The sequence below is a fragment of the Streptomyces sp. NPDC031474 genome (assembly GCF_055581185.1).
In genome coordinates, this window is sequence record NZ_JBVIJX010000006.1 from 487,496 (window position 1) to 511,958 (window position 24,463).

26 protein-coding genes are annotated in these 24,463 nt (G+C 67.9%); 11 read left to right on the forward strand and 15 right to left on the reverse strand.

Translation table 11 applies throughout. The features are described 5' to 3' along the window. Nucleotides 1-136: 136 nt before the first annotated feature. The 7 genes from ACZ5SK_RS15270 to ACZ5SK_RS15300 all read left to right on the forward strand — a co-directional run bounded on the left by ACZ5SK_RS15270 (nt 137) and on the right by ACZ5SK_RS15300 (nt 7,679). Nucleotides 137-1,009 (forward strand): LysR family transcriptional regulator, encoded by an 873-nt coding sequence (locus tag ACZ5SK_RS15270; RefSeq protein WP_293990195.1) that lies wholly within the window; start codon nt 137-139, stop codon nt 1,007-1,009. Between the two features lie 244 nt (nt 1,010-1,253). Further along, the gene (locus tag ACZ5SK_RS15275; RefSeq protein WP_334578446.1) at nt 1,254-2,759 is read left to right on the forward strand and encodes a GMC family oxidoreductase; all 1,506 of its coding nucleotides are present in this window, start codon (nt 1,254-1,256) and stop codon (nt 2,757-2,759) included. Nucleotides 2,760-3,414: 655 nt separating this feature from the next. Then, nucleotides 3,415-4,419 (forward strand): DUF4331 family protein, encoded by a 1,005-nt coding sequence (locus tag ACZ5SK_RS15280; RefSeq protein ID WP_334578447.1) that lies wholly within the window; start codon nt 3,415-3,417, stop codon nt 4,417-4,419. A 164-nt stretch (nt 4,420-4,583) separates the two neighbouring features. After that, complete coding sequence (locus ACZ5SK_RS15285) at nt 4,584-5,300, forward strand: hypothetical protein (RefSeq protein WP_334578448.1); 717 nt, start codon at nt 4,584-4,586, stop codon at nt 5,298-5,300. Then, a complete protein-coding gene (locus tag ACZ5SK_RS15290) occupies nt 5,297-5,887 on the forward strand; it encodes a cytochrome c oxidase subunit 3 (protein WP_334578449.1) in 591 nt (196 codons plus the stop codon). Before ACZ5SK_RS15285 ends, ACZ5SK_RS15290 begins: the two co-directional genes overlap by 4 nt. A gap of 3 nt (nt 5,888-5,890) precedes the next feature. Further along, nucleotides 5,891-6,127 (forward strand): cytochrome C oxidase subunit IV family protein, encoded by a 237-nt coding sequence (locus ACZ5SK_RS15295; protein WP_334578450.1) that lies wholly within the window; start codon nt 5,891-5,893, stop codon nt 6,125-6,127. Nucleotides 6,128-6,416: 289 nt separating this feature from the next. Continuing rightward, on the forward strand, nt 6,417-7,679 hold the full coding sequence (locus ACZ5SK_RS15300; protein WP_334578451.1) for an MFS transporter: 1,263 nt from the start codon (nt 6,417-6,419) through the stop codon (nt 7,677-7,679). A gap of 271 nt (nt 7,680-7,950) precedes the next feature. Here ACZ5SK_RS15300 and ACZ5SK_RS15305 read toward each other — a convergent pair whose 3' ends face one another. Further along, nucleotides 7,951-8,481: a response regulator transcription factor gene (locus ACZ5SK_RS15305; protein ID WP_334578452.1), complete on the reverse strand. Its 531-nt coding sequence runs from the start codon at nt 8,479-8,481 to the stop codon at nt 7,951-7,953. 257 nt (nt 8,482-8,738) lie between these two features. Beyond that, entirely contained in the window at nt 8,739-9,920 is a 1,182-nt protein-coding gene (locus ACZ5SK_RS15310) for a PucR family transcriptional regulator (protein WP_334578453.1), read from the reverse strand. Between the two features lie 570 nt (nt 9,921-10,490). Between ACZ5SK_RS15310 and ACZ5SK_RS15315 the strand changes: the two genes are divergently transcribed. Continuing rightward, a complete protein-coding gene (locus tag ACZ5SK_RS15315; RefSeq protein ID WP_334578454.1) occupies nt 10,491-11,369 on the forward strand; it encodes a LysR family transcriptional regulator in 879 nt (292 codons plus the stop codon). A gap of 591 nt (nt 11,370-11,960) precedes the next feature. Then, complete coding sequence (locus ACZ5SK_RS15320) at nt 11,961-13,484, forward strand: protein kinase domain-containing protein (RefSeq protein ID WP_334578455.1); 1,524 nt, start codon at nt 11,961-11,963, stop codon at nt 13,482-13,484. A 421-nt stretch (nt 13,485-13,905) separates the two neighbouring features. On the opposite strand, the gene ACZ5SK_RS15325 is transcribed toward ACZ5SK_RS15320, so the two are convergent. From ACZ5SK_RS15325 to ACZ5SK_RS15385, 13 genes are all read right to left on the reverse strand, one after another. Then, complete coding sequence (locus ACZ5SK_RS15325; RefSeq protein ID WP_361709434.1) at nt 13,906-15,111, reverse strand: tyrosine-type recombinase/integrase; 1,206 nt, start codon at nt 15,109-15,111, stop codon at nt 13,906-13,908. Then, a complete protein-coding gene (locus tag ACZ5SK_RS15330; protein ID WP_361709431.1) occupies nt 15,111-15,323 on the reverse strand; it encodes an excisionase family DNA-binding protein in 213 nt (70 codons plus the stop codon). The genes ACZ5SK_RS15325 and ACZ5SK_RS15330 overlap by 1 nt, the downstream gene beginning before the upstream one ends. Beyond that, nucleotides 15,320-16,624, reverse strand: coding sequence for a replication initiator (locus ACZ5SK_RS15335; RefSeq protein WP_361709429.1), 1,305 nt, complete (start codon nt 16,622-16,624; stop codon nt 15,320-15,322). The genes ACZ5SK_RS15330 and ACZ5SK_RS15335 overlap by 4 nt, the downstream gene beginning before the upstream one ends. Before the next feature lie 130 nt (nt 16,625-16,754). Then, nucleotides 16,755-17,003: a SpdD protein gene (locus ACZ5SK_RS15340; RefSeq protein ID WP_361709426.1), complete on the reverse strand. Its 249-nt coding sequence runs from the start codon at nt 17,001-17,003 to the stop codon at nt 16,755-16,757. A gap of 13 nt (nt 17,004-17,016) precedes the next feature. Continuing rightward, nucleotides 17,017-17,211 carry a hypothetical protein gene (locus tag ACZ5SK_RS15345; RefSeq protein ID WP_361709424.1) on the reverse strand — a complete coding sequence of 65 codons (195 nt, stop codon included), beginning with the start codon at nt 17,209-17,211 and terminating at the stop codon, nt 17,017-17,019. A 9-nt stretch (nt 17,212-17,220) separates the two neighbouring features. Next, entirely contained in the window at nt 17,221-17,412 is a 192-nt protein-coding gene (locus tag ACZ5SK_RS15350) for a mobile element transfer protein (protein ID WP_361709421.1), read from the reverse strand. Then, nucleotides 17,412-17,603, reverse strand: coding sequence for a hypothetical protein (locus ACZ5SK_RS15355; protein WP_361709418.1), 192 nt, complete (start codon nt 17,601-17,603; stop codon nt 17,412-17,414). The genes ACZ5SK_RS15350 and ACZ5SK_RS15355 overlap by 1 nt, the downstream gene beginning before the upstream one ends. A gap of 19 nt (nt 17,604-17,622) precedes the next feature. Further along, nucleotides 17,623-18,252 (reverse strand): DUF2637 domain-containing protein, encoded by a 630-nt coding sequence (locus ACZ5SK_RS15360; RefSeq protein WP_361709415.1) that lies wholly within the window; start codon nt 18,250-18,252, stop codon nt 17,623-17,625. Between the two features lie 3 nt (nt 18,253-18,255). Further along, nucleotides 18,256-19,641 (reverse strand): FtsK/SpoIIIE domain-containing protein, encoded by a 1,386-nt coding sequence (locus ACZ5SK_RS15365; RefSeq protein WP_361709412.1) that lies wholly within the window; start codon nt 19,639-19,641, stop codon nt 18,256-18,258. 5 nt (nt 19,642-19,646) lie between these two features. Then, on the reverse strand, nt 19,647-19,997 hold the full coding sequence (locus ACZ5SK_RS15370; RefSeq protein WP_361709409.1) for an SCO3933 family regulatory protein: 351 nt from the start codon (nt 19,995-19,997) through the stop codon (nt 19,647-19,649). Between the two features lie 124 nt (nt 19,998-20,121). After that, nucleotides 20,122-20,850: a GntR family transcriptional regulator gene (locus ACZ5SK_RS15375; RefSeq protein ID WP_361709407.1), complete on the reverse strand. Its 729-nt coding sequence runs from the start codon at nt 20,848-20,850 to the stop codon at nt 20,122-20,124. A gap of 89 nt (nt 20,851-20,939) precedes the next feature. Then, on the reverse strand, nt 20,940-21,377 hold the full coding sequence (locus ACZ5SK_RS15380) for an ATP-binding protein (protein ID WP_399320113.1): 438 nt from the start codon (nt 21,375-21,377) through the stop codon (nt 20,940-20,942). Nucleotides 21,378-21,652: 275 nt separating this feature from the next. Continuing rightward, entirely contained in the window at nt 21,653-22,393 is a 741-nt protein-coding gene (locus ACZ5SK_RS15385; protein WP_361709403.1) for a GntR family transcriptional regulator, read from the reverse strand. Nucleotides 22,394-22,474: 81 nt separating this feature from the next. Here ACZ5SK_RS15385 and ACZ5SK_RS15390 point away from each other — a divergent pair, with 81 nt between their 5' ends. Further along, the gene (locus ACZ5SK_RS15390; RefSeq protein ID WP_361709400.1) at nt 22,475-23,560 is read left to right on the forward strand and encodes a DUF1152 domain-containing protein; all 1,086 of its coding nucleotides are present in this window, start codon (nt 22,475-22,477) and stop codon (nt 23,558-23,560) included. Then, nucleotides 23,557-24,336 (forward strand): hypothetical protein, encoded by a 780-nt coding sequence (locus tag ACZ5SK_RS15395; RefSeq protein ID WP_361709397.1) that lies wholly within the window; start codon nt 23,557-23,559, stop codon nt 24,334-24,336. Before ACZ5SK_RS15390 ends, ACZ5SK_RS15395 begins: the two co-directional genes overlap by 4 nt. Nucleotides 24,337-24,463 lie beyond the last annotated feature (127 nt).

Here is a 24,463-nt window from a genome sequence, read left to right on the forward strand (position 1 = left end):
TCAATCATGGTCATTGATGCCTGGTGGTGCCAATGCCGATTCGCGCAGAAGTCATGCCGGTTGGGCATCGCCAAAGCCCAAGGCGCTTTTCCGGATCACAGTTCGACAATAAAAGCGGCGTGGCTAACATAGCGCCATGGATATCGACCTCCGACGTCTCCGCTATTTCGTGACGGTTGCCGAAGAGCTCAGTTTTGTGCGGGGTGCCGAACGACTGAAGATGACGCAGCCCGCGCTGAGCCGACAGATCCGTGCCCTTGAGGACGATCTCGGAGCGTCGCTGCTTCAGCGCGGCCCGCTGGGTACGGCGCTCACTCGGGCCGGCGGTCAGCTGTTGGAGGACGCACGGCCGCTGCTCGCGGCATCGCTGGCTTTGCAGCGGCGAGTCCGCCTCGCCAGCCGTGAGGGGCACCACTTCACCATCGGCTTCATGCCAGGTGTCATAGTCACGCCGATCGTCAGGCAGTTCCGGACGCTGGCGCCGGAGGTCAATGTGCAGGTGCTGCACACGGCGCCCACCGACCAGGTCGACTATCTGCTCGACGGTCGCGTCGACGTCTGCTTCGTCCGGCTGCCGCTGCCGGTCGACATCTTCGAGATCGTTCCTCTGTTCCCGGAGCAGCGGGTTGCGGCTCTCTCCGATGAACATCCGCTGGCACAGGCACAGACCGTCCACATCACGGAGCTGACGCCGTACCGCTTGCTGCAGGACTCCGCTGACGTACCGGAGTGGCGCGGCACCGACTTCGACGCGACAGCGGCACGCAACCGTCCGGAAGCCGAACGGCCCACCTCGATCGAGGAGAGTCTGGAAGCCGTCGCGTCCGGCACCGGGTTCATCGTCGTCCCGGCCGGCCTCGCCGATTTCTACCGTCGCCCAGACATCCGTTACGTCCAGCTCACAGGGGTTGCCCCGCGCATGGTGGCGCTGGCGTACGCCAAGAACCGGAAAATGCCGTTCATCGACCAGTTCGCCAAAATCGTGATTGCGGCGCTCGGTTCGGCATAAAGGCGCGCGCGTGGGCGAGCAGAACCGCGCTGTCCTGTCGCCATGTTCGATCGGCATGACGATTCGGGTAATCGGCATTGGCGCGACGAGCCGTGGCCCGCAAAGCTCATTGGCAGAAGGAACTTGAGCTGACAGAAAAGGTTTTGACGATGTGGCATCGCGGCTTACTCGTGCCGGGCACGAGCACCCACTCGGGGCCCCCGCTGCCGGGTCGCGCTTCCAGGCACGGGTAGGCGGGACAGAGATGACTGCCTATGACTATGTGGTCGTCGGTGGTGGGACGGCCGGCTGTGTTCTCGCGGCGCGCCTGTCCGAAGACGCGGCGGCGGAGGTGCTTCTCGTGGAGACCGGCTCGGCGCTCGGGCCGCCGGTCATGCACCTTCCGGTCGGGTTCCCGCTCATCCCGGCCAAGGAGATCCTCTGGTCACGCTGGACGACATCGCAGCCCGGGACGCTGTCGCGCAGTCACCACTGGCCCAGCGGAAGGATCCTCGGAGGATCGAGCTCGATCAACGCGATGATGCACGTCCGCGGGCACCGCGCCGTTTACGACGCATGGGCGGACAACGGCGCGAAGGGCTGGAGCTACACCGAGCTGCTGCCGTACTTTCGCCGGACGGAGACGGCGATAGGCCGCAACCCCGCCCTGCGCGGCGTCATCGGGCCGGTATGGGCGGCGCCGACGACCCAGCTCGACGACGGGTCGTTCACGTTCCTCGACGCACTCACCGAGGCCGGTCACGATCTCACCGACGACATCAATGGTGAACGGCAGCACGGCGCCTTCTGGTGCGACCTGGCGGGGGCGGGTGGTCGTAGGCAAAGCGCCGCGGACGCCTATCTGGTGCCGGTGCTCGACCGGCCCAATCTGCACCTGGTCACGGAGGCGGACGTCAGGCGCCTGGTGATCGAGCACGGACGCTGCACCGGCGTGGAATACACGTCCTTCGGCACAGTGGAACGCGCCGAGGCGCGCGGCGAGGTGATCGTGGCAGCGGGGACGGTGGGCTCCGCCCACCTGCTGCTGCTCTCCGGTATCGGTCCCGCGGCACATCTGCGCGATGTCGGGATTCCGGTGCTGGCCGACCTCAACGGAGTCGGCGCCAATCTGCACGATCACCTGCAGTGCCCTGTGGTCTTCGAGGCAGGGCGGCAACTGACCACCAGCCATGGTTTCAGTACGGTCGGTGCCCTGGTGCACAGCGGCGCGACAGCCGTTCCGGACGTTCAGCTGATGCTGCTCGACGCTCCGGCGGACATCGCGGACGTCGGGACGCCCGAGTGCGGACACACGGTCGCCTTCGCTCACACCGCGCCAGCGAGCCGGGGAACGGTTCGCCTCAGGAGCTCGAACCCGGGCCGACTGCCGTTGATCGACCCGAACTACCTCGCCGACAACGCTGACGTTTCCGCCATGCTCGCGGCCCTCGGCATCGCGCGAGAGGTCGGCCGTATGCCTGCCTGGGGTCAGTGGGGTGCCCGGGAGACCGCTCCGGAAAAGGGAGACGACCTCGTCACCTACATCCGCAGGAACGCGGCGACCTTCTACAACCCCGTCGGCACGTGCCGGATCGGGATGGACGACCTCGCTGTCGTCGATCCGGACCTGAGAGTGCACGGCGTCGACGGTCTGCGTGTCGCGGACGCCTCGGTGATGCCGTCCATTCCCAACACCGGAGTGAACGCGACTGTCCTGGCCATCGCCGAACGGGCTGCCGACAACATCCGACGCGACGCGAAACGGCCCTGAGAGCACCCGGTGGATTGTCCGGAGAAGGGCCGCTGCGCAGCGGCCCCTGAAGACGAAGGAGCGGTAACAGTGAAGTTCTTGTGGCGCATGGTGGATGAAACGCTCGTCGGTGCAGTGATCTACGCACTCACGTGCAAGCTGCCCCGCAACTCGCCGCGCACGGACGCCACCCGTGCGAACGCACAACCACCCCGAGCGTCCGCACGGCAGGGCTGAAGGAGCAGCGGCACGGTCGCGTGTGATCCATCCCGAGTCCGCGCACCTCGTCAGCCGCATCACGTGCACACAAGTGGACTGATGCCGAACCGGCATACAGAACCAGCGGATAGGCATTGGCGACGAATGACCGCCCCGGGTCAGGATGTTCGACGTGGCCCACTTCGACCTCGGGGTGCCCGGCGCAGCGGCAGTAACACACTGCTTGGCGACGGCCTTGAGCGCCTGAGGGCGGCGATCGTCAGGCAACCGGCTCGGCGCAGGCCCTGAACGAACACCGCGCCACGAGCCGCGCTCGACCGATCGAGGTGGCCGGTACCGCAGCAGCTTCCTCGGGTTCGCAGAACCGAACCTCTCGATTGCTGTGCACACAACAACCGCCGAGTCGGCAAGGCATCGCCGTGCCTTGTCCCTCTCTGCCCTAACGGAAGGCCGATCGATGTCCCACCACCAGGATTCAGCTGCCGCGAAACAGGACCCTCGCCTGGACATCAGCGATGTCTACCTGTTCAAGGGACGGACCGGCACGGTCTTCGTCATGAACACCAACCCGGTGTCGGCCGACAAAGGCTTCCACCCAGAGGCGCTGTACGAGTTCCACCTCGACACCGACGACGACGCGGTGCAGGATCTGACGTTCCGGTTCAGATTTCTCGCCCCCGAACCGGACGGCCGGCAGGCTTGGTTGCTCGACCGGCTCACCGGTGCCGAGGCCAGCGACCGCAACGCCTCGGGAGCCCTCGTGGCAACCGGCAGGACGCAGGAGATCGTCACCACGACGGACGGCGTCAACGTCTTCGTCGGCCGGGCCGGAGACCCGTTCTACCTCGACGGCACCGTCATCACGGCGGTCGTGACCGCGCTCCGGAACGGCGAGGCGGTGGATCTCTCCGCATTCGACCCGAAGCGGGCCTCGAACCTGTTCGCCGGCACCAACGTCACCGCCATCGTCCTCGAAGTTCCGGACGAGCTCATCGGATCGGGGACGATCGGCGTCTGGGCCACCACCGCGCTGGACGACCACCACGGCGGCTGGCTGCAGATCAACCGGTGCGCGACTCCGCTCGTCAGCACGTTGTTCGACGTCACCGAGGCCGGCTTCGACGACTACAACGCCACTGATCCACATGCCGACCTCGACAACTACGGGGACCTCGTACGCCGGAAGGTCGCGGGTCTCGTGGCCGCCAACGACACGCACTCCGACCCGCAGGGCTACGGCGCCGCGACGCGGGACGTCATCTTCCCGGACGTCCTGCGCTACCAGGTGGGCACCGAAGCCGACTTCGGCGCGAAGGCGCGCAACGGCAGAGGGCTCGCCGAGTCCGCTCCCGAGGCGATGTTCGAGATCGTGCTGAACGCTCCCGTTCCCATGGGCCTGGACGCCGGCCACGCCACCGGGACGCTGCGCGCCGCGTTCCCGTATCTGAGCGCACCGGCCTGACGCCGCCAGGACATCGGCCAGACGTCAGACCAGAACCTCGCAACACCGGCCCGGCAGCCTTCCCGAGGCCGATCGCCGGGCTGGCAGCCCCACCCCTTCACCCTCAGGTCCGTGCAGCGAAGCCCGCTCCGTACCCGTCCCTTCCGGAACCAGGAGATTCCCTCATGTCCCGCCGAATCCTGATCGCCTGCGCGAGCTTCGGTTACCTGTTCATCGCACTCTTCTTCGCCGCCCTGCTGATCGCCCACTGGATACCGCCGATGGCGCCGAGCTGGTCGGCGGAGCGGGTGGCGGCCTTCTACACGGACCACGCCAACTCGATCCGTGCCGGCCTCGTGGTCATGCTCGTCGGCGCCGTGGCGACCGCACCCTTCGTCGCAGCGTTGTCGAGCCTGATCCGGCGTATCGACTCACGGCTGGAGCCGCTGGCTTCCATCCAACTCGTCTGTGGTGCCGCGAACGTGGCCGCGATCTTCGTCCCGGTCCTGATCTTCACCGCGACGGCCTACCGGCCGGACCGCTCGCCCGACATCACGATGGCGCTCAACGACACGGCCTGGATCATGCTGGTCATGAACGCCTTCCCGGCCATCGGGCAGGCCACCGTGGTCGGAGTGGCGATCCTGGCCGACAAGCGTCCCACGCCGCTCCTGCCCCGCTGGGCCGCGTACCTGAACTTCTGGATGGCCTTCCTCTTCCTGCCCAGCATCCTGCTGACCTTCTTCAAGACCGGCCCCTTCGCCTGGAACGGCATCCTCTCGTTCTGGGTCGCGGCCGGTGCCTTCGGTGTCTGGTTCCTCGTCATGACACCCCTGATGGTGCGGGCCGCGAAGCGGGTGGACGACGACCGGGCCCCGGCCGTCCTGGAACCCGTGGCATGACCGCCACGGCAGCCCGGACCGAGCACTCGGCGCCCCAGCGCCACCGCCACGTCCCCGGCGAGCCCGGTCTCTGGGTCTTCCTCCTCGGCGACATGATCATGTTCTCGGTGTTCTTCGGTTTCATCGCGGTACTGCACGGCCGGTATCCGAGGATGTTCCGGGCCTCTCAGCAGGCCCTCCATCCGGACCTGGGACTGCTGAACACACTGCTCCTGCTGATCGCATCGGCGCTGGTGGTCCGCGGGCTGCGGCAGCTGCGATCCGGCAGACCCGCACGAACACTGCCATGGGCGCTTCTTTGCGCGCTCGGATTCGCCACCGTCAAGGGCTTTGAATACGCGCTGGTGATTCGCGACGGACATACCCCGAGCAGCAACGAATTCTTCATGTACTACTTCGTGTTCACCGGCATCCACCTGGCCCACCTGGCGATCGGGATTGGCGCGCTGGCGGTCCTCATCGTCCTGTCCCGACGGCCAGCCCTTAGCCGGGGCCAACTGCTGGCCGCCGAGGGAGCGGCCGCGTACTGGCACATGGTGGACCTGCTCTGGCTCGTCCTCTTCCCGCTCTTCTACCTGGTGGCGTGACACATGTGGGTCTTTCCAGCACTCGTCCTGGCCACGCTGTCCAGCTGGCTGCTGGGCATCGAAGGCAGCACGTCGACCCTGATCGGCTGCGCGGTCGTGGCGATCGCGCTGATCAAGGTACGCCTGGTCGGTCTGCACTTCATGGAGCTGCGCAACGCCCCGGCGCTCCTCCGCGGCGCCTTCGAGGTCTACGTCGTGGCCACGGGCGCCACTCTGCTCACGCTCTATCTGATTCTCTGATCGCAGGTCAGTTTTCGCCCAGCGGCGGTCGATGAATGTCGATTCAGCATGACTGGAAACAATATCGGCATTAGCGATGCGCGGCGCATTCCTCGATAATTTTTCCCAGCGACTCCCTTGTCGAGGGGAGTTCATCAGCAGTGGAGGTGAAATATGAAGAAGCAGCACTCCTGGTAAATTCATCGGCCGCTCCGGTTACCCGTTCGGGGCCGGAGCGGCCGCGCATTCCGCGCAATATCCGTCATCGCGAGAAACAGGATTCATCACCTTGCGGGCCCCTCGTCCTTCGGTGCCGGCGCCGCTGCGCCACTCCGCGTTCAGAAAGCTCTGGTCCGCCACCACTCTGGCCGCCCTGGGCGATTCCATCTCCTCGGTGGCCCTGCCGCTGGCCGCGATCGAGGTCCTGGGCGCGAACGCCATCCAAAGTGCCGTCCTGTCGGCCGTGATCTGGCTCCCAAGCCTGTTCCTGGCCATACCGGCCGGCTCCTTCGCCGACCGAACGGGCCACCACCGCAGGCTCCTGGCCGGCGCCAACCTCCTGCGGGTCGCCGCCCTGAGCAGCGTGCCGGTCGCAACAGCCTTCGGCGTGCTCTCGCTCATTCAGCTTGCCGTGATCCTGGCGGTCATCGGCCTGTGCTCGGTGCTGTCGAATGTCAGCGAAAGTGGTCTGTTCGCCACCACCCTGCCGTCCGAGCTCTACGTGGCCGGGCAGGCGGCCTCCTACACCGGCCAGACCGCCGCGATCCTGGCCGGACCTTCCATCGGTGGACTCCTGGTCCAACTCGCCGGTGTACCAGCAGCGGTCGGCGTGGACGCTGCCACCGCCGTCACGGCCGCCCTGTTCCTCCTCCGTCTGCGCCCGGTGGAGCGCCGCCACGAACCCGGCTCCCCGGAGAGCCGCGACCGTCGCCCAGGCTTGGCCTTCATCCGACGAAACCCGCTGATCAGGACAGCTCTCGCGGTCACCGCCACCGGCAACTTCTTCAACATGCTCTTCTTGTCGGTGCTCGTCTGGTACTACGTCCACAAGCTGTCCCTGACCAGTGCCCAGATCGGGTTCGTGTTCAGCGTGCAGGCCATCGGCGGACTCGTCGGCGCGGCCCTGGCTTCGCGGCTCGCCCGCCGCATCGGTCTGGGTCGGATGCTCCTGGTCGGTTGCTTGCTGTCGCACGCTCCGCTCCTCGTGATACCCGCCGTCGGCGCCACCGGCAGTCTCGTCCTCGCCCTGGTCCTGGCCTCGACACTGCTGGGCGGCATCGGTGAGTCCGTTCAGGACATCTCGGTCGGCTCGGTGTTCGCGCTGGTGGTTCCCCCTCACCTCCGCTCACAGACCCGGGGTGCGTACCAGACCGTGAGTTTCGGCCTCCGGCCGCTGGGCTCGGTCGCCGGCGCCCTCATCGCCGCGACAGCAGGAATCCCCGTGGCGCTGTGGGTCGGCGCGATCGGCGGAACCCTTTCCTGCCTCTGGCTTCTTCCCTCACGCCTGCTGTCGTTCCGCGGTCAGGACGACCTGTCCGAGCAGCCGGAAAGTGCCACCGCTCTCTCGCAATGAGGCATTCCGGGGCGGGCGACACGCCTGACCCGAGAGCGTTCGCTCAACATCCGGACGCTTCGCCGCGCCGAACGGATCACCCGGGGCCGAGGCCCACTGCAGGAGGCCCACTGCAGTGGGCTCCGCGATCGACACGGAGACTGGCACGCGGCCGTCCTGCGCACACCCGCTTGGCACGTTGGCGACCTGCGGTGGCGCCTGCTCGGCGAGCCTCACCCACACCAGACCCGCGACCTGCAAGTTCACGATGTGCACGACCCACTGGGCAGGCTCATATGAGTTTGTTGCGGATGGCGTAGGAGACAGCGTGGACGCGGTTGCGCAGTCCGAGGCGGTTGATGACTCCGTAGAGGATCTTCTTGATGTTGCGTTCGGAGTAGCACATCGTGGCGGCTATCTCGGCGAGGTCCAGGCCCTGCGCAACCAGCCGGAGCACGTCGATCTCCCGAGTGCTCAGACCGGACGGCGTCAGACCCTTGGGGAGCAGCACGTTGCGCTGGAGGCGGTCTGCCTGGTCGAGCAGTTCGCCCTGTACCGCGGACGGCAGCAGCGCTTCGCCGGCGGCGACCGCCAGCACGGCACGGATCAGGGACTGCGGCTGCGCCTCGGCCCGCCAGAGCACGGCCCGAATTCCGCTTTGGGCCGCCACCGTCAGGTCGGCGTACCAGCCGTCGCTGACGACGAGCACGATCCGTGCCGGAGACGGCATGGGCAGACTGCCCAGCGCTTCCAACGTGGAGTTGTCGGCGGTCTGGATCGCGGCCACCACGACGTCCGCCGTGGTCACCGTGGTGAGTGCCACATTCGGTCCGCGACTCAGCCCGGCCGCCAGCCCTGCGTGCGTCACCGGGTCCGCGGCGTCCACGGCCACCGGGACCGGGGCCGTGGGGAGCCGTCTTATGACGTCGGCGTGCGGCCGCAGGCCCGGTCTGGCCGCATTATGGGGACGGCTGCTACGCGGCGAGTCGGTGGCTGGCGGATTGCTCGGAAGGCGCCGGTCCGACGCGACCTGGCGCTGCATCGGCACCAGCCCTGACGGAGATTCCATCGGATGGCTTCTCATTGCTGCTCGCTTTCTGAATTGAACGTGTCTGTTGGGTCAGCGCCGTTGGACGCAGCCGACAGCCAGTGGTTCCGCATGGATCGCGTTCCGACTGGTCGGGAGGAGTCCTGCGCCCAGATGGCCGCGAGCCACACCAGCGCGCGGTCGCTGTGCCTCTGCAGGTCGAGGCCGGTGAGCTTCTCGATCTGCTTGATCCGGTACAGCAGGGTGTTGCGGTGCAGGTGAAGGGCGGCCGTGGTGGAGGCGCTGTCGAACTGGTTCTCGGTCAGGCAGGCAAGGGTCGCCATCAGTTCGCCGTAGTCCCCATCTGCCAGCGGACCGAAGACCCGGTGGGCCACTGCATCGGCGAGTTCAGGAGACTGCGCCAGGAGCAGCTGAGGCAGGAAATGCTCGACCCGGACACGTCCGCGCCGCTGGGACCGCGATGCGACAGCGACCAGCAGACGCAGGTTGTCGACGGCCGTCTGGAGGCCGGTCCGCCCGGTCGGCGGATCCTGCGCCAGGAGCAGGCGTCGGTCGGCCATGAACGAGGACCAGTCGAACGCGGGCCCGGTGAGTCCGGTGACGCGGACGTCCTCGACGAAGGCCAGGGCTCCGGCGGTGCGCAGGCGGGCCGCCAGATCGGCGCGCTCGGCAGGGGCGGATTTGTCGAGCAGTACGACGAAAGGCACATACGGAGGTGTCAGATCGAAGCCGAGCCGAGCGGCACGCTCTTGGTCCTCCACTGTGATGGGCAGGTGGGCGCAGAGGCGGTCGAAGAGGGTGTGCGCCCGGCGGTCGCCCTGTGCGGACGGCAGGTCGGCCTGGTCCGCGTACGCCTGCGTGAACATCCGGATGACCATGTCGAGGTAGCTGTCGAGGTGACGCCGCCCCCGGTCGGTCCAGGCCGCCAGGTGGCCGCGTTCCTCCTCAGTGGCCAGGCCGAGAACGGCGTCCCAGAAGACGGTCGCAGCCCGGTGATGGAGGAGCAGGCCATCGTCCAACGGCTGTCCGGCGGCGGCGCACTCCCGCGCCTGCTCGTACATCTCGGACAGGACGTACGAGTCCGGGGGTGTGCCCCTCACCATCCATTGCAGGAGCAGGCCGGCGTGTCGGCGCAGCGAGGCGCGAAGAGCGGAGGCCCCGCAATCGCGCGCCGAGCGCACGTATTCGGGCGTGTGGCGAAGTACGGATTCCACACGCTGAACCACGGCATCGGCGTCGATGTGTTGCAGGACGTCGCGCAAGGCCGATGTCGCGGGGGCAGCGCGCTCGGATCTGCCGGTCATGATGGACGGGCACGAACCGGGGAGAGAACCGACCGCCGGGCCGTGCCGTCGTATGCCGCAGCGCTCGTGGTGTGTCTGGTGGACGGCGTGGCCCTGCCCCGGTGCCGGCGTAATGCCATGGTGCTTCCTTTCGTCGGGCGCATCCGCCCCGCAGGCCGGATGTGGGGCCGATGCCCGAAGGCGCGGCGTACTCCCGCAAGGAGACGGTCGCGTGATCGCCTCCACGCTCGCAGCGCGAAGGGGTCATCACACTGCGGCCGCTCCCGATCGGCGGTGTGCCTACCCCGGCCCACGACGGTGGCCGGCTGTCCTCGCAAGCCCGGCGTCTTACACAACTGCTGTGACAGTGGCGGACGTTGTGGCTTTTCCCCTCGGTCTGACCATGGTGGACCGGTCGAGGGGGACCGCGCCAATGCCTATCTGTTCGATTCTGAAGCCGTTTCGGCATATGCCGTGATGGGCGTAGCTACGATGAGCCGCATGGACCTCGACATACGCCGGCTGCGCTACTTCGTGGCCGTGGCCGAGGAGTGCAGCTTCGTGCGGGCGGCGAGCCGCCTCTACATGACGCAGCCGGCGCTCAGCCGTCAGATCCGTGCGCTGGAGGAGGATCTGGGCGTGGTCCTCTTCCTGCGTGACCGGCAGGGCACCGTACTGACGCGGGCGGGGCACCAGTTGCTGGAGGACGCCCGGCCGATGCTGGCCATGGCGCAGGCGGTGCAGCAGCGGGCGCGGACGGCGAGCCGGGAGGTGAATCAGTTCACCATCGGTTTCATGCCGGGTGTCATCGTCACCCCCATCGTGCGGGAGTTCGCCCGGATGGCTCCGCAACTGGACATCGATGTCGTCCACACCTCGATCACCGACCAGGTCGACTTCCTGCTCGACGGGCGGGTCGACGTCTGTTACGTCCGACTGCCCCTGCCCGAGGGCATGTTCGAGGTGGTCCCGCTCTTCCCGGAGGCCCGTGTGGTGGCGCTCTCCAGCGAGCATCCGTTCGCGGAACTCAAGGCGGTGCACGTCGAGGACCTGCGGGACATGACCCTGCTGCAGGATCCGCGGGACGTACCGGAATGGCGCGGACGTGTCCCGCTCGATCCGGTCGCGCCACCGGGGGACCCCGGACGGTTCCCGGCGACGATCGAGGAATGCCTGCAGACCGTCGCCTTCGGGTCCGGGTGCTATGTCATGCCGGCCGGGATGTCCGACTTCTACCGCCGTGACGACGTCGTCTACCTGACGCTGGAGGGCGTCGCACCGCGCATGGTCGCCCTGGCCTACTCCAAGCACCGGACCATGCCCGAACTGCTCCAGTTCGCCGAGCTCTCGCGCCGCATGCTCGGCCCGGGCCCGGACTGACGCCCGGCAGCAGCGCTGGCGGACCAGTTCACCGAGCAGGCCGCCGACCGCGCCAACCTTGTGCAGGAAGGCCGGGACGGGCCGCGGCCGTCCTGCTGCTCCATGCAGACCTGTGCACGATGACGCGCTGCGCGAGCGAGCGCTGGTCCGTGTCCACGACGAGGCCATGACCTGGACATGGCTTGGGCCGAACGACGACACGGCGTACGGACTCGCCACACCGTCCGGCTGACCGACATCCGTACGGCAGCCGGTTGTGATGCGCGGCGTCCCTTGCACGCAGGGCGCGTGATCGGAGATCGCGCTACCGGCAGGACCGTTGTGCCGGTGCCCAAAAGATGGAGATCATGTTGTTCCTGTGCACGTTGTGCGCGGCCGCGTCACGCGTCGACACTGACACGCAGGCATCTGCGGTCGCAGGACCCCGGTAGCCGGAAGGGTGCCCGGCAAGGTGCCCTCACCGTCTCCTCGGTGCGAGGAGGTGACCGGCACCGGACGCCGCTCAAAGGCGGCGCGGCGGCCAGGTGCCGAGTCCGCCGCCTCCTGGTCCGGTCGAAAGTCGAACGGCAACTGCGCTGGAGTCCCGCCCTCATGTCAACACTCGTCACTGTCGGACGTCACCGCCTGCAGCGCCTTTTGGGCTGCGGAGGTTTCGGCATGGTCTGGCTCGCCTATGACGACATGCTCGAAGCCCCGATCGCGGTGAAGGTCATGGCGGAGAAATGGGTTCACCGGCCCGACCTCCGGGAGCGATTCCTGGACGAGGCCCGGCTGCTGCGCCAGGCCGCTTCGGACCGCGTGGTGCAGGTGTACGACATCGGTGAACTGCCGGACGGACGGCCGTACTTCGTCATGACCTACGCCGACGGCGGCACGCTGGCCGACCGGGTGGGTCAGGGTCCCCTGGCCGTCGACCAGGCGCTGAGGTTCGCGGTGCAGGCCGCACGGGGCGTGGCCGACCTGCACGCGGTCGGCATCGTGCACCGTGACATCAAGCCGTCCAACATTCTGCTCCAGACGGTGCCGGGCGGCCGTGAACGGCTGCTGGTGGCCGATCTCGGCCTGGCCAAGAGTCTGGCGCACGCCTCGGGACTGACGCAGGGCGTGGGATCACCCGGCTACATGGCTCCGGAGCAGGTCCCGGAGGACCGCTTGGTCGAAGTCGACGAGCGGGCCGACGTCTACGGCCTGGGCGTACTCACCTACGAGCTGCTGACCGGGAGCCTGCCGGGCGCGACGGAACCACTCGACTGGCCCGGGCCGCCGCGCCCCCAGGTGCCGGCGGCAGTCCGGCGCGTGACGCGACGCGCCCTCGAGCCCGATCCGGAGGGGCGTTGGGCCGATGCCGGCGAGTTCGCGGACGCCCTCGAAGCCGCCGGTGCCACGACCGTCCGCAGCCGCCTGTTCCGACCCGTCGTAACCGGCAAGGGCACCGGCGCCCGGAGAGTGGCAGCCATACTCGCCGGGACAGCCGTCCTGGTGACGGCGGGATTGGCCACGCGCGCGGCCTTCGAAGCGGACTCCGCCGTCGACACGAAACCCCGCGCCGGGGCAGGCAGCACAGCGATCGCCGAGCCATACGCGTCCTCCGCTGCCTCGACATCACCGCTCCCGCACCGAGCACCCGTGGCGGCAGCCTCTTCGTCTTCACCCACTCGGTCCGCTGCGCCGCCGTCACCAAGCCCCTCGGCGGGACTCGGCGCCGAGACGACGAAGACGACAGCCCCCACGGGTAAGGCGACGGACCCGGACCCGAGCGAGACGGTATCGGCCTCGCCCGAATGGACGACCTCGACCGTGCGACATGACCAGCAGTTGATGCCGGGCGAGTCCTGGCAGACCAACCGGACGACCATGACGATGCAGACCGACGGCAACCTCGTCATCTACGACGAGAACCACCACCGGCGCTGGTCCTCGGGCACCTCGGGCACCGGATACCGCGCCATCATGCAGGCCGACGGCAACCTCGTCGTCTACGACAAGGACACCTGGGGCGTCTGGAGCTCCGTCACCTCCGGCCACGACGGCGCCTATCTGTACCTCGGTACCGACGGCGACGTCAGCGTGGTCTACCAGGGCACAACCCTCTGGTCCGCCGGCACCCAGCACTGAACCTCCTGGACCTTCGTGCTTGCCTCGGCGAAGCCCGCGCGGGGCTGTTCCCAACACCTCCACCCCGAGTTACTCGGCCGCCTCTGACCCCTCATCCTCCATGTGCTCCCGCAACGACGGCCTTCCGGTCAACGCTCGCCTCCGGGGCTCGGCCGCTCGCCAGCCACTGGCAGGCGCCCGTCACGTCCACAAACCGACGGCGTGCCCATAGCGTGCCCATAAGACTGGTAAACCACGGTCTACAGCGGTGCGAATCCCAGCCCCTGGCCGCCACGCCAGCGAGAATGAGCGCAGGTCAGCAGCTGTACGGTCTCGCAAGCGCCGTCGCTTCCCAAGCTGAGAGCGCGAGTTCGATTCTCGTCACCCGCTCCATGAAGAAGGCCCAGGTCAAAGACCCGGGCCTTTTTGCTGTCCTCTGCGATCACTCGCCGCGTGCCAGATTCGTGCCAGAACGTTGATCGTCGGTGGTGACTGTCTCCGGTTCTGGCACGGCCGCAGCCTCCTGTACTTCCTGGCGCGCCCTGCGGACGATCGCGTCGAGGCCGGCTGCGACTTCCTGCTGTCGGTCGTCGTCGGAGTGCTGGTAGATCAGTGCGGCTTTCTCGGAAGACTGGCCAGCCCGGACCATCGTGTCTTTGAGGGTGGCACCCGAGCGGGTCGAGAGCGTGTGTCCGGTGTGACGAAGGTCGTAGAAGCGGAAGCCCTCCGGTACGCCGACGGCGGTACGGGCCTTGCGCCACGTCCGCCCGAAGGTGCTGCGACGGAAGGCCGCGCCCTTCTCGCCGAGGAAGACCAGGCCGGTGGGGCCTTTGCCCGCGAAGAGCTCCATGTGGAGGCGCAGCTCCGGGCGGAGGAACTCGGGAAGGTGGACGGTCCGGGTTCCGGCTTCGGATTTGGTTTCGCCGGGGGCGCGGCGGCCGTTCGTGCGTTCCGGCTCGGCGACGCGGACCTTGATCTTCAGTGCGTCCACGTCGACGTCCCGGCGGCGGAGGCCGGCCAGCTCCTCGGGGCGGAGAGGGCCGTACGCGCCGAGGTAGACCATGAGACGCCAGCGGGGGCCGATGTGGTCGGCGAGAGCGTCGACCTGGGCGACGGTGGCGATTCGACGTTCCGTTGCCCTTTCCTTTCCGGCGCCCTTGATCCGGCACGGGTTGCGCTTGATCAGGTCGTCGTCCACGGCCGTCTCCATGATGCTTTTCAGGAGGCGGTACGCCTTGGCGATCGTGGTTTTCGCCTTGGTCGTGCGGAGGCGTTCGGCGCGCCATTCGCGGACGAGGGGTGCGGTGATCTCGTCGAGGTCCGATTCGCCGAAGGTGGGAAGGATGTGGTCGTTCAGGAGGTAGCGGTACAGGTCTTCGCTGAGGACGGAGAGCTCTCGTTCCTCCACCCACTTCTCCGCGTAGACCTTGAAGTTGACCGACCCCGCTTCCGGGTCGCGCCAGTCACCGCGACGGATTTCGGTCTGCTTCTCGGCAAGCCAATCGTCAGCGTCAGCGATCGTTGCGAAGGTTTCCGGCGCGGGTCGCATCACGCCGTCGGGTCCCGGATAGCGCGCCTGATAGCGGCCGGACGGGAGCCGTCTGATCGCTCCGAAGCGGCGACGCCTGCCCTTGTGGTTGCCGCTCATCAGGCAGCCCTCCCGTAGCGCGGACGCGGTCGCCTCAGCGGCTCGACCATGCGGGACTGTACGAACTCCTCGACCGCGCTCTCGGGGATGCGGACGTGTCGGCCGACCTTCACGTAGCGGATGCGCCGCTCCTCGATCAGTCGCCGGGGGAAGCGGGCGGTCGTGCCGAGCAGCTCGGCGACCTGGTCGACGGACAGGTAGCGGTCGGTCATGCGGTGGGTTCCCCTTCCGTTCCGGGAGCGGGTTCGAGGGATGCGGATAGCCAGGCTTCGGCGCGGGAAAGGCCCGTTCCGGCGAAGACCCAGTGGGAGAGGACGAGGGTGGTTTCCGTCGGCTCTGTCGCGACGGGCGCGGCGACTTGTGCGCGACGCCAGTCCGCGCGCGCTGTGCGGAGTGCGCCGAGGGTGGTGGAGTAGCGGCGGGACTTGGTGGAGAAGTGGCCGCGGAAGCCGAGCATGTGAGCCCAGGCCCGTAGGCGGAGCTCGGCGAGCTCGGGGCGTGCGCCGAGGGTCCAGGCGACGCGGATCATGCGTCGGGCGTGGTCGGAGATGCGTGCTTGCGCGAGCTCGGCGAGGAACTTGAGCGGGCGGTCGAGGGTGTCGGTCGCCGTCTCAGCACCCTTGGTCGCGTACTTCGCGATGTACGAGGCGACGGCTCGTTCGGTGAGCTCCTGGCCGTTGTCGAAGTCGGCGGATCGGATCGTGCGGACGTCGAGTTGGCGGCCGAAGGCGAAGGCGTGTGCGCGTCCATCGATGGTCGGGCCGTCGACGCGGGCGGCGGCGGCCGCGGTTTGGATGGCGTCCGTCAGGAGCTCTGCCGTCGCCCAGGCGGGCGGTGCCGTGTCGCCGCCTTCCGGGCCGTCGATACGGATGACCGAGTGGAAGTGGACGGCTCCGCGTTTCTGGTACTCGGCGACCTTCGCGAAGGAGACGCGGGCATGGTCGCGGAAAGTGCGTTGGGTGAGGCCGGCGCGCTTGGCGATCTCCCGGCGGAGGTAGATCGAAAAGCGCCGCCAGAGGTGCCCGGCGTGGGCGTTCCAGAGCACGGCCGCTTCGTAGTCGTACCGGTCCGGGTCGAGGGGCGTGCCTAACGTGCTGTCGTTCTCGTCGTGACGGGCACCGCAGCGGCAGGGACGGCCATCGGATCGGCGGTTGTGGACCGGGCCGAAGCCGGGGGCGGTGAAGGTGGCGAAGACACGCGGGTGTGTCGCGACCTGGTCCGACGTGCCCTTGCCGCCGCGTAGTCCGGCGGTGATCAGGTGGTAGGTGTCGCGGCGGTAGGTCTCGGCGCAGGCCGGGCAGCGGGTTGCGCGGCGGTTGTTGCAGCGGACGAGGAGTTGGCCGGCCGGGAGGGCGGTCGAGTCGAGGTGGTGCAGGGTGCGGCCGATCTCGCCGGTTGCCGTGTCGACGGCGTATTCGGTGCGGTGGCCGTCGAGGCGGACGGGGTGGGTGCAGCCGCCCAGGGTGGAGAGTTGGCGGGCCAGCTCGGGCATGGTGCCGAGGGAGGCCAGCATGGAGAGTTCCGCCAGCGGGGGCGGAGTCTGCCGGGTGATGATGGGTGTTCCTTTCGGCTGTTTCTGCGGTTGGGAGGTACGGCCCCGGGGCGGCGGGATGCTTGGCGGCGTTTGCCGCCCCGGCGGCCGGTCAGCGCCTGTTGGCGTTGTTGAGCAGGGAGCGCAGGACGACGGCGGCGATGGCCACGGAGATGGCCGTGATGGCGACGGCCGCCAGGAGCGCGGTGAGGACGACTCCGCCGACGAGGACAGCGGCGACCGGGCCCACGTAGGGGTGGAGCGAGCGGCCGGCGGCGGGGGCCGGGTTGTGCTGGTGGTGCTGCTGTGGGATGAGGGTCGGCGGCGGAGTGGGGACGTCGGGCAGCTTGGGGCGGAACATGGCGGAGCTCCTTTCAGCGGTTGTCGCCGTTGACGACGCCGACCCCGGAGCGGGTGCCGGACTCGATGGCCGGGGCGAGGAAGGTGTGGGAGATCCAGAAGCCGAAGAGGGCGATGACGACGGCGACCCACATCCGGACGCCGAGGAACTTGATCGTGGCCCAGGCGATGACGCCCAGGACGAAGACGAGCGGGAGGGAGACGGTCACAGCAGCTCCTCAGCGGACGCGGCAGCGGTGGGTGCGGGCGGCGAGTTCGGCGGCGGCGCGGGTGTCGTAGTCGTTGGAGAAGCCGCAGCGTGGAGCGGTGCAGACGGCGGTGTGCTTCTCGCGACCGCGGCCGTCGTAGGCGGTACCGACCTGGACGGGACCGATGCGGGTGACGTTGCGGAAGCGGCGGTTGGCGGGCATCAGGGGAGCTCCTCAGGGTTCTCGCCGGTGAAGTCGGCGACGTGGTCGGCAAGCCAACGCAAGATCTCGTCGCCCTCGTGGGTGTCGGCGGTGAGGATCACCGGTTCGGCGATGAGCACGGCTTCGGTGAGGCGGTGCTGTCGGGTCAGCTCGGCGGCACGCTTGAGCGCGCGGAGCGTGGACGGACGCAAGGTGGAAAGTCCTCCGGAGTCAGGCGAGTTGGGCGGCGATGGCTTCGGCGAGCGGGAGCGGGACGCCGAGCCGGGTGCGAAGGGTTGGGGTGTCGATGTCCGTGCCGGTCCGTGTCCGGTGGTCGTCGGCGACCTTGCGGGCGAGAGCGACGAGGGCGGGCGGGACGGGAGCGGCGGCGGGCTGTGCGGCCGGTTGAGGGGTGGCGGCGGGCAGCTCGGGGGTGGGGGCAGTCGGTGTCACGGGCGTCATGGTTGTGTCGTCCTGGTCCGGTTCCGGCCCTTGGTCGCGGTCCGGGGTGCCGTGCGCGAGGAGCGTTCCACCGAGGAAGGCGACCGCGGGCCACCCGGCGACGAGGATGCGCAGCCAGGCCGGGACGTCGTCGAGGTCGAGCAGGCCGGCCGTGGCGACATTCGCGCCCAGCGACGCGACCAGGGCGACGACGAACCAGCACCAGCCAGCGGCTTTCGCCGTACCGGAGCGCAGCCGTCGCCAGGCCGCGACGAGGAGCAGGTCAACGCTGATCGGGTAGGCCCACGCCTTCCAGCCGTCCTGTCCGGCCGCCGCAGCGAGGTCGTGAAGGTGGGCGAAGGACAGTGCTGCAGCGATGGCCGCTTGGACCAAAACCGGGTCGGGCCGCGGGATGCGCATCAGTCAGTCCTCCGTCCTCTCGGAGGACAGGCGCGCGGTAGGTACCGGTTCGGGGGTGTCGAGGACTACGGGCCGGGCGTACGGCCGGAAGGGCGCGAGCGCCGGAACTTCCGGGGCGAGGTGGGCCGTGTCACGGCAGGTGGCCGCAGCGGCGGCGAGGGACAGGTGGGGAGTACGGATGCGGGACCAGCCACCGGAGGTATCACCGGCCACGGCCAGGCCGGGCAGCTCGGCAGGGATGGCACAGGATGCGTAGACCGCTTCGGGGGCGATGTCGCCGACCGCCATCTTGGCCGAGGCTTCGTCGTTGACGCGGTGGCAGACGCGGCCTGTGAGCTGGGCCCGCAGCATGGTCGCGCCCTTGCCGAGTTCAGCGCCGAAGCGCTGTCCGCACACTTCCAGGTAGATGCCGGCCGCACGGCCGAGCTGGGCGAGCCGGATGAGCTGAGTGACCATCTCGTCTCGGCGGTCCTCGTCCCTGCGAGTGGCGACGAGGAAGAGTTCAGCCACCTCGTCGACGAACAGGACGATGGGAGTGGGCCGTTCAATCTCGGGCCGGCCCCAGATATCAGAGGTGATCTCCTCGTCGGGAATGCCGGGGGCGATGCCCTGTCGCGCCTTGATGAGGTCGTATCGGTCCTCCATTTCCTTGACCAGCACGGGCAGCAGCTCGGCCGCCTCGTCCGGATCGGTAGCCAGCGCGGCGAACCGGGCGGCGAACGGAGCCAGTTCGACGCCCCGCTTGCAGTCGACGCCGACCAGGGCGACGTTCTGTCGGGCGAGACCGGCAATCAGGTTCCGCAGGTACATGGACTTGCCCGACAGCGTCGCGCCGAGGACGAGTTCATGCGGTACGGCGCGGTAGTCGCGTAAGAACGCCGTGGCGTCCTCCCGAAGCGCCACCGGCACTTCGAGAAACCCGCCCTCGATCCTGCGAGGCATCCGGACCTTGCGCAGGACGTCGAAGCCGATGAGCCGCAGTTCGACGACACCGGGCTTGACGTCCTTCACGTACACGGCGTGCACGCCCCAGGCATGGCGGAGCCGTTCCGCCGAGGCCGCGACGTCAGCGGGTTCCTGGCCCGGCGCGAGCCGAAGACGAACGCGCAGGCCGGTCGAAGTGGGCCGGATGATGCCCCGGCGAGGCGGGACGGGACGGATCTCCCGTCGGCTGGTCGCTTTGATGGCCAGCACCCGCAACCGGGACGGCTCGACGGTCAGGCCGCAGGCATCCATGGTCGAGGAGTACGAGGCCAGCAGCCGGGCCACCGAGACCGGAAGCCCGACCGTGGACCAGTACGCCGCCGGGTTCGCGCGCCGGACGTAGGCCGCGCCGCCTATCGCAGCGAGCGGCGCGCCCAGCTCGGCCAACGTAATCAGGTCCGTCACGACGATCAGCCCGCCTGAGCGACCGGGAACGCGCCCGGCGCGATCGCGGTCGCGCGGTAGGCGATGCCGTGCCGCTGCTGGCCGTTGAACACGCTCTCCCACGGCCGGGCAATGAGCCCCGGCAGCGACACCGGAGCGCCAACATTCAGGCCCTCCGTCACGCCGCTTTCCGGGACGGTGACCTGGATGAGCGACGAGTCCCCCTCGTCGATGAAGACGACACCGACGGTCATCAGCGCCTCACCGCTCACGGCGTCCTTGGCGATCTCACCGGTCTGCCGGTCACGCACCTTCGGTACCGGCGCTTCGGTGAGCAGGATCGTCGCGGTCGAGGCGTCAACGCGGATCACACGCACAGAGAGTTCTCCTTCTGAGATCGATCAACCTGCCACCTGACAGGTTGACTTAGCAAGTCCGAAGTTAGAGTTGCCAAGTTGACTTGTCAAGTGAGAATAGGAGGTAACTGGCCCGGAAATGGGCTCAGTTCAAGCGATACGTGTCTTCGAGCTCCTGCCCATCAGCAGGCAGCAACACGTCAGAGACCTGCAAAGCCTGGCCGGACGCATCACAGGCGACGACCAGGACACTCAGGACGGGCACACCATCAGGCAGGCCGAGCAGATCGGCCTCACCGGCATCAGGCATCCGGGCCGAGACCCGCTCCGTCACATGGTCGAAGCGGACCTTCTTCCGACCCTCAAGGTGCTCCCGAACGCCGGCGCCCAGCGGTTCGGAGCTCCCCAGCTCGGTGCCCTCGACGAGGCCGACGGGGAAGTACGACGAGACGAGCTCAACCGCTTCCCCGTCCTCCTCGACCAGGAACCGGCGCATCAGGACTTTGGCCCGCTTGGGCAGCCCGAGCACCGAGGCGACACGGGCGGGAACCGGCACTTGATCGACTGCGACCAGACGCCCCGGAGTCTGCGACTCGTCACGCTCCAGCACTTCACGCCCGCGGCGGTCCTTCTGCTCAACACCGGCCGGCCGCCCGCGCACGATGGTGCCGTACCCCTGCCGGGACTCCAGCCAGCCATCCCGTTTCAGCAGCTCAAGGGCTCGCACGACGGTCGGCCGGGACATGCCGAAAGCCTGGACCAGCTGATTCTCACTGGGGACCTTCGTACCCGGCGGATACGTGCCATCCTCGATGCGGCGTTGGATCGTCTGGGCGAGGCGTACGTACTTCGGTGCCTCCACTTCATACGCCATGAACGCCGCCCGTCGGGATTGGCCAAGTCAACTGGTCAACCAGACTAGCGAGAAATCCCGTTGCGCAGTACTGCGGCGTCACACCTGCCTCATGAGGGCCAGGCATCGGCCATCACGAAGGACACGACCGTCCCGCCGAAGTGACTGGGCCCGGAGTGCCAGGAGTCGGCGATGGAGTCGACGAGGAGCAGCCCACGCCCATGCGCGTCAGCAGCGTCGGGCCGTCGCAGCTTCACCCCCGCCGGAAAGCCTGCGTTGTGCACCTCGACCTTGAGCGAGGCCCCTTCTCGGAACCACTCCACACGGACCCGCCACACCTCGTCGGACTCGCCGTAGACGATGGCATTGGTCACCAGCTCCGAGATCATCAGTACGCAGTCATCGACCGAGCAGGCCGGGTTGTACGGGGCGATGAACTTCCGGAACCAGCGCCGGGACAGATGCACGGACTCCGCGACGGGGTACAGGGTCATCGCCCCGAGTCGCGGCGAGTCCTCAGAGGGATAGCGGTCGATCGTGTAAGCCATCCGTGCTCACTCCTTGCCGCTGCCGTCGCAGTCGAGGCAGCGCCGTTTCGATGCGGCACGGGCACGGTCGTCGACGGTGGAGAGCGCCAGGGCCGTGCGCGAGCTGACACGTTTCCAGCCCCGCCCACGACACCCCCGGCAAGGTAAGTGCGCGCCCCGTTCCGGCCGCTGACCCGTCACACCGTGCCCCCTTTCACTGAGTGGCATTAGCCACTTACTGGATAGTGGCATTAGCCACTCACGCTGTGCAAGCGGTTCGCCGAAATGGCGACCCATCAGGTGAGCGGGTAGCCCTGCTCGAACGCCCAGCGCTGCGGCGGGTAGGTGGCTTCGGCGAACTCCAACGGCCGGTCCTGGAGGTCGAACACGACGTGGTGCACGATCAAGACCGCTGATCCGGGTTCCAGTTGGAGGTCTGCCGCCTCCTCGTCAGTCGCCTGCCGAGCGCACATGCGGTCCTCGGCATAACTCCCCTGCCGTCCCGTCATGTTCTCGACGTACATCAGGGTGCCCTCCTGGATCCGTTCCGGCTCCAGAAGCTTGGGCGCCCGCTGCCCGACGTCGGGAGCAAACCACGAGGTGGACAGCGTGATAGGGCCGTCCTGGTTGTTGGTCACGCGCCGGCGGTGCACCGCCCGACGATCCTTCACCAGGCCCAACGCCTCAGCGACGTGATCCGGAGCCTCCAGCCACCCGGCCGAGGTGATCACCGCGTACTCACCGGGGGTGTAGATCTTCCCCGTCTGCCGCGCCCGCCCGTACAACTCCCGTGCCCGCCGGTTGACTTCAAGGCTGCGCACATACGTGCCCGACCCCTGCCGCTTCTCGACCAGCCCCTGATGGCTCAGCGCCTCCAACGACCGTGCGGCCGTCGGCCTGGACACCTTCCAGTTCGCCGCCAACTGCCGCTCCGAAGGCACCTCGTCCCCCGCCCTCAGGTCGCCCCGAAGGATCTGATCGCGGATGTAGTGAGCGATCTGGAGATACTTCGGCTGCGCCTCTTCGATCTGAGGCATGTCCCCTCCTCGTCCAAGTGGCTATGGCCTCTAGCCACTATAGGGTGAGTGGCCAGAGGCCGAACCCGTAATGTTGGGCACATGACGCGGTTGATCGTCGCAGCAGGAGGAGGGGGCGACGCAGTCGCCGCCGAAATGCTTGACGCCGCTTTGTACGGCGACGACGACCAGGCGGTGATCCTCACCTACGCGTGGGACCGCCTGTTGGTCGACCCGGTCCCAGGACCCAGAGGCCCCTCCGACTTCACGGGACTCGAACCGCTCACCCCGTCTGTCTGGTCAGTGCCGGCCACGGCCCGCCCGATCGCTCCAGCAGGATCCACACTCCCCCGGCTTGCGGCAGAGCTCCCGCACACCTTCACTCTGATCGACCCACACCACGGCGTCGAAGGCGTCACTCGCCAACTCGAAGAGCTGGTGACCCACTTGGAGCCGACATCGATCGACCTCTTGGACGTGGGCGGAGACATCCTCGCGCGAGGCCATGAGCCGACGCTCAAGAGCCCGCTAGCCGATGCCCTAACCCTGGCCGCGTCCTGCCAGGTGAACGCGCCTATCCGGCTACTGGTGGCCGGCCCCGGCCTTGATGGCGAACTCCCGCTCGACGAGGTTCGCGGTTTGTTGGGGCCCCTCATCCACACCTTCACCGCGAAGGATGCAGAGCCGGTCAGCTCGATCCTGGAGTGGCACCCATCCGAGGCCACCGGGATGCTCGCTGCAACAGCCCGAGGGGTACGAGGCATCTGCGAGGTACGGGACGCGGGACTCCCCATCCCACTCACGGACGATGGCCCGACGGTTCATGAGGTCGACCTGGACGAGGCACTGAACCGCAACCAGTTGGCCCGCGCCATCCTGTCGACCACCACCCTGGACGAGGTCGAGACGCACAGCCGCGAGGTCTGCGGCTACTCGGAAATCGACTACGAACGCAACAAGGCCGCATGGCTCAAGGACCAGCCAGCGGCAAAGGTCGATCCCGGTACCGTGCTGCCCCAGCTCGACGAGTTCGAGCATGAGGCCCGAAGCCGCGGAGTCACCCACACGACGTTCCGCCACCTCACAGAGGTCTTGGGCTTCAGCGGCTCCCAGCGTGACGATCTGCGCCATCTGCTCATCAGCAGCCGCCCGGAGCAGTACATAGCGCCCTTGTGGCGGATCGCGTGAGAGCCAAGCACATGCCGCCGTCCGGCGCCGATCTGCCCGATCCGCAAGAGACACTCACCGGAACCAACTGGGCCACGCTGGAGCATGCTTACGGGCCGGCCACGGACGCACCCAAGACTCTGGTCGCGCTACTGGATGCAGATCAGAGCGCGAGAACCAAGGCGCTCGACGAGCTGCACGGCATCCTGCACCACCAGAGCACGATCTATGAGGCGACAGTACCCACAGCCCGGTACGTGGCCGCGATCCTGCCCGATTCGAAAACGATGCTTCCGGTCGACAAGGACTCCCGATCCTTCCCCGGATGCATGCGGGCCGAGCTACTGGCTTGGATTGCGTCAGTTGCCTGCGGGGTGACCGACGAGGTTGATGCCATGCGCCAACAGCTCGGGTTCCCACTCGACGACTACCCACCGGCCATAGCGATTCGTGAGATGCGGCCTCTCCTGTTCTCAGCCGCGTTCACATACGTCCACGTCCCCGACCGCCATGTACGCGAAGCAGCAATCGCAGCATGTATCCCGCTCCTGGACGATGCCCGGTTGCTGCATCACCGTGCGGCATTGGTGCCCCTGGTCCGCCAGGTACTCGGAACCAGCGAGCTCTGGCAGCACCGTGAACGGGCCATCGACGCCCTCGACGCATGGGGCGAGGACTCCTCAGGACTGGAAGGCCAGCGGAACCCCTTCCTGTTCTGCGACACCGACCTATCGCCGGACAGCTCCCCTTGGCAAGCAGACCCAGGCGAAGGATGGAGCGAAGAACCGCCGTTCTGACGCGCCGTTTCATGATCAAAAAGATGCCAGTCTGTCTAGTCCCAGGTGATGTTTGACGTTCTGGTCCCAGTTGATGCTTGACGGTGGGCCTAGACAACATCGGAAACCTTGTGGGGCTTGTTTGCCT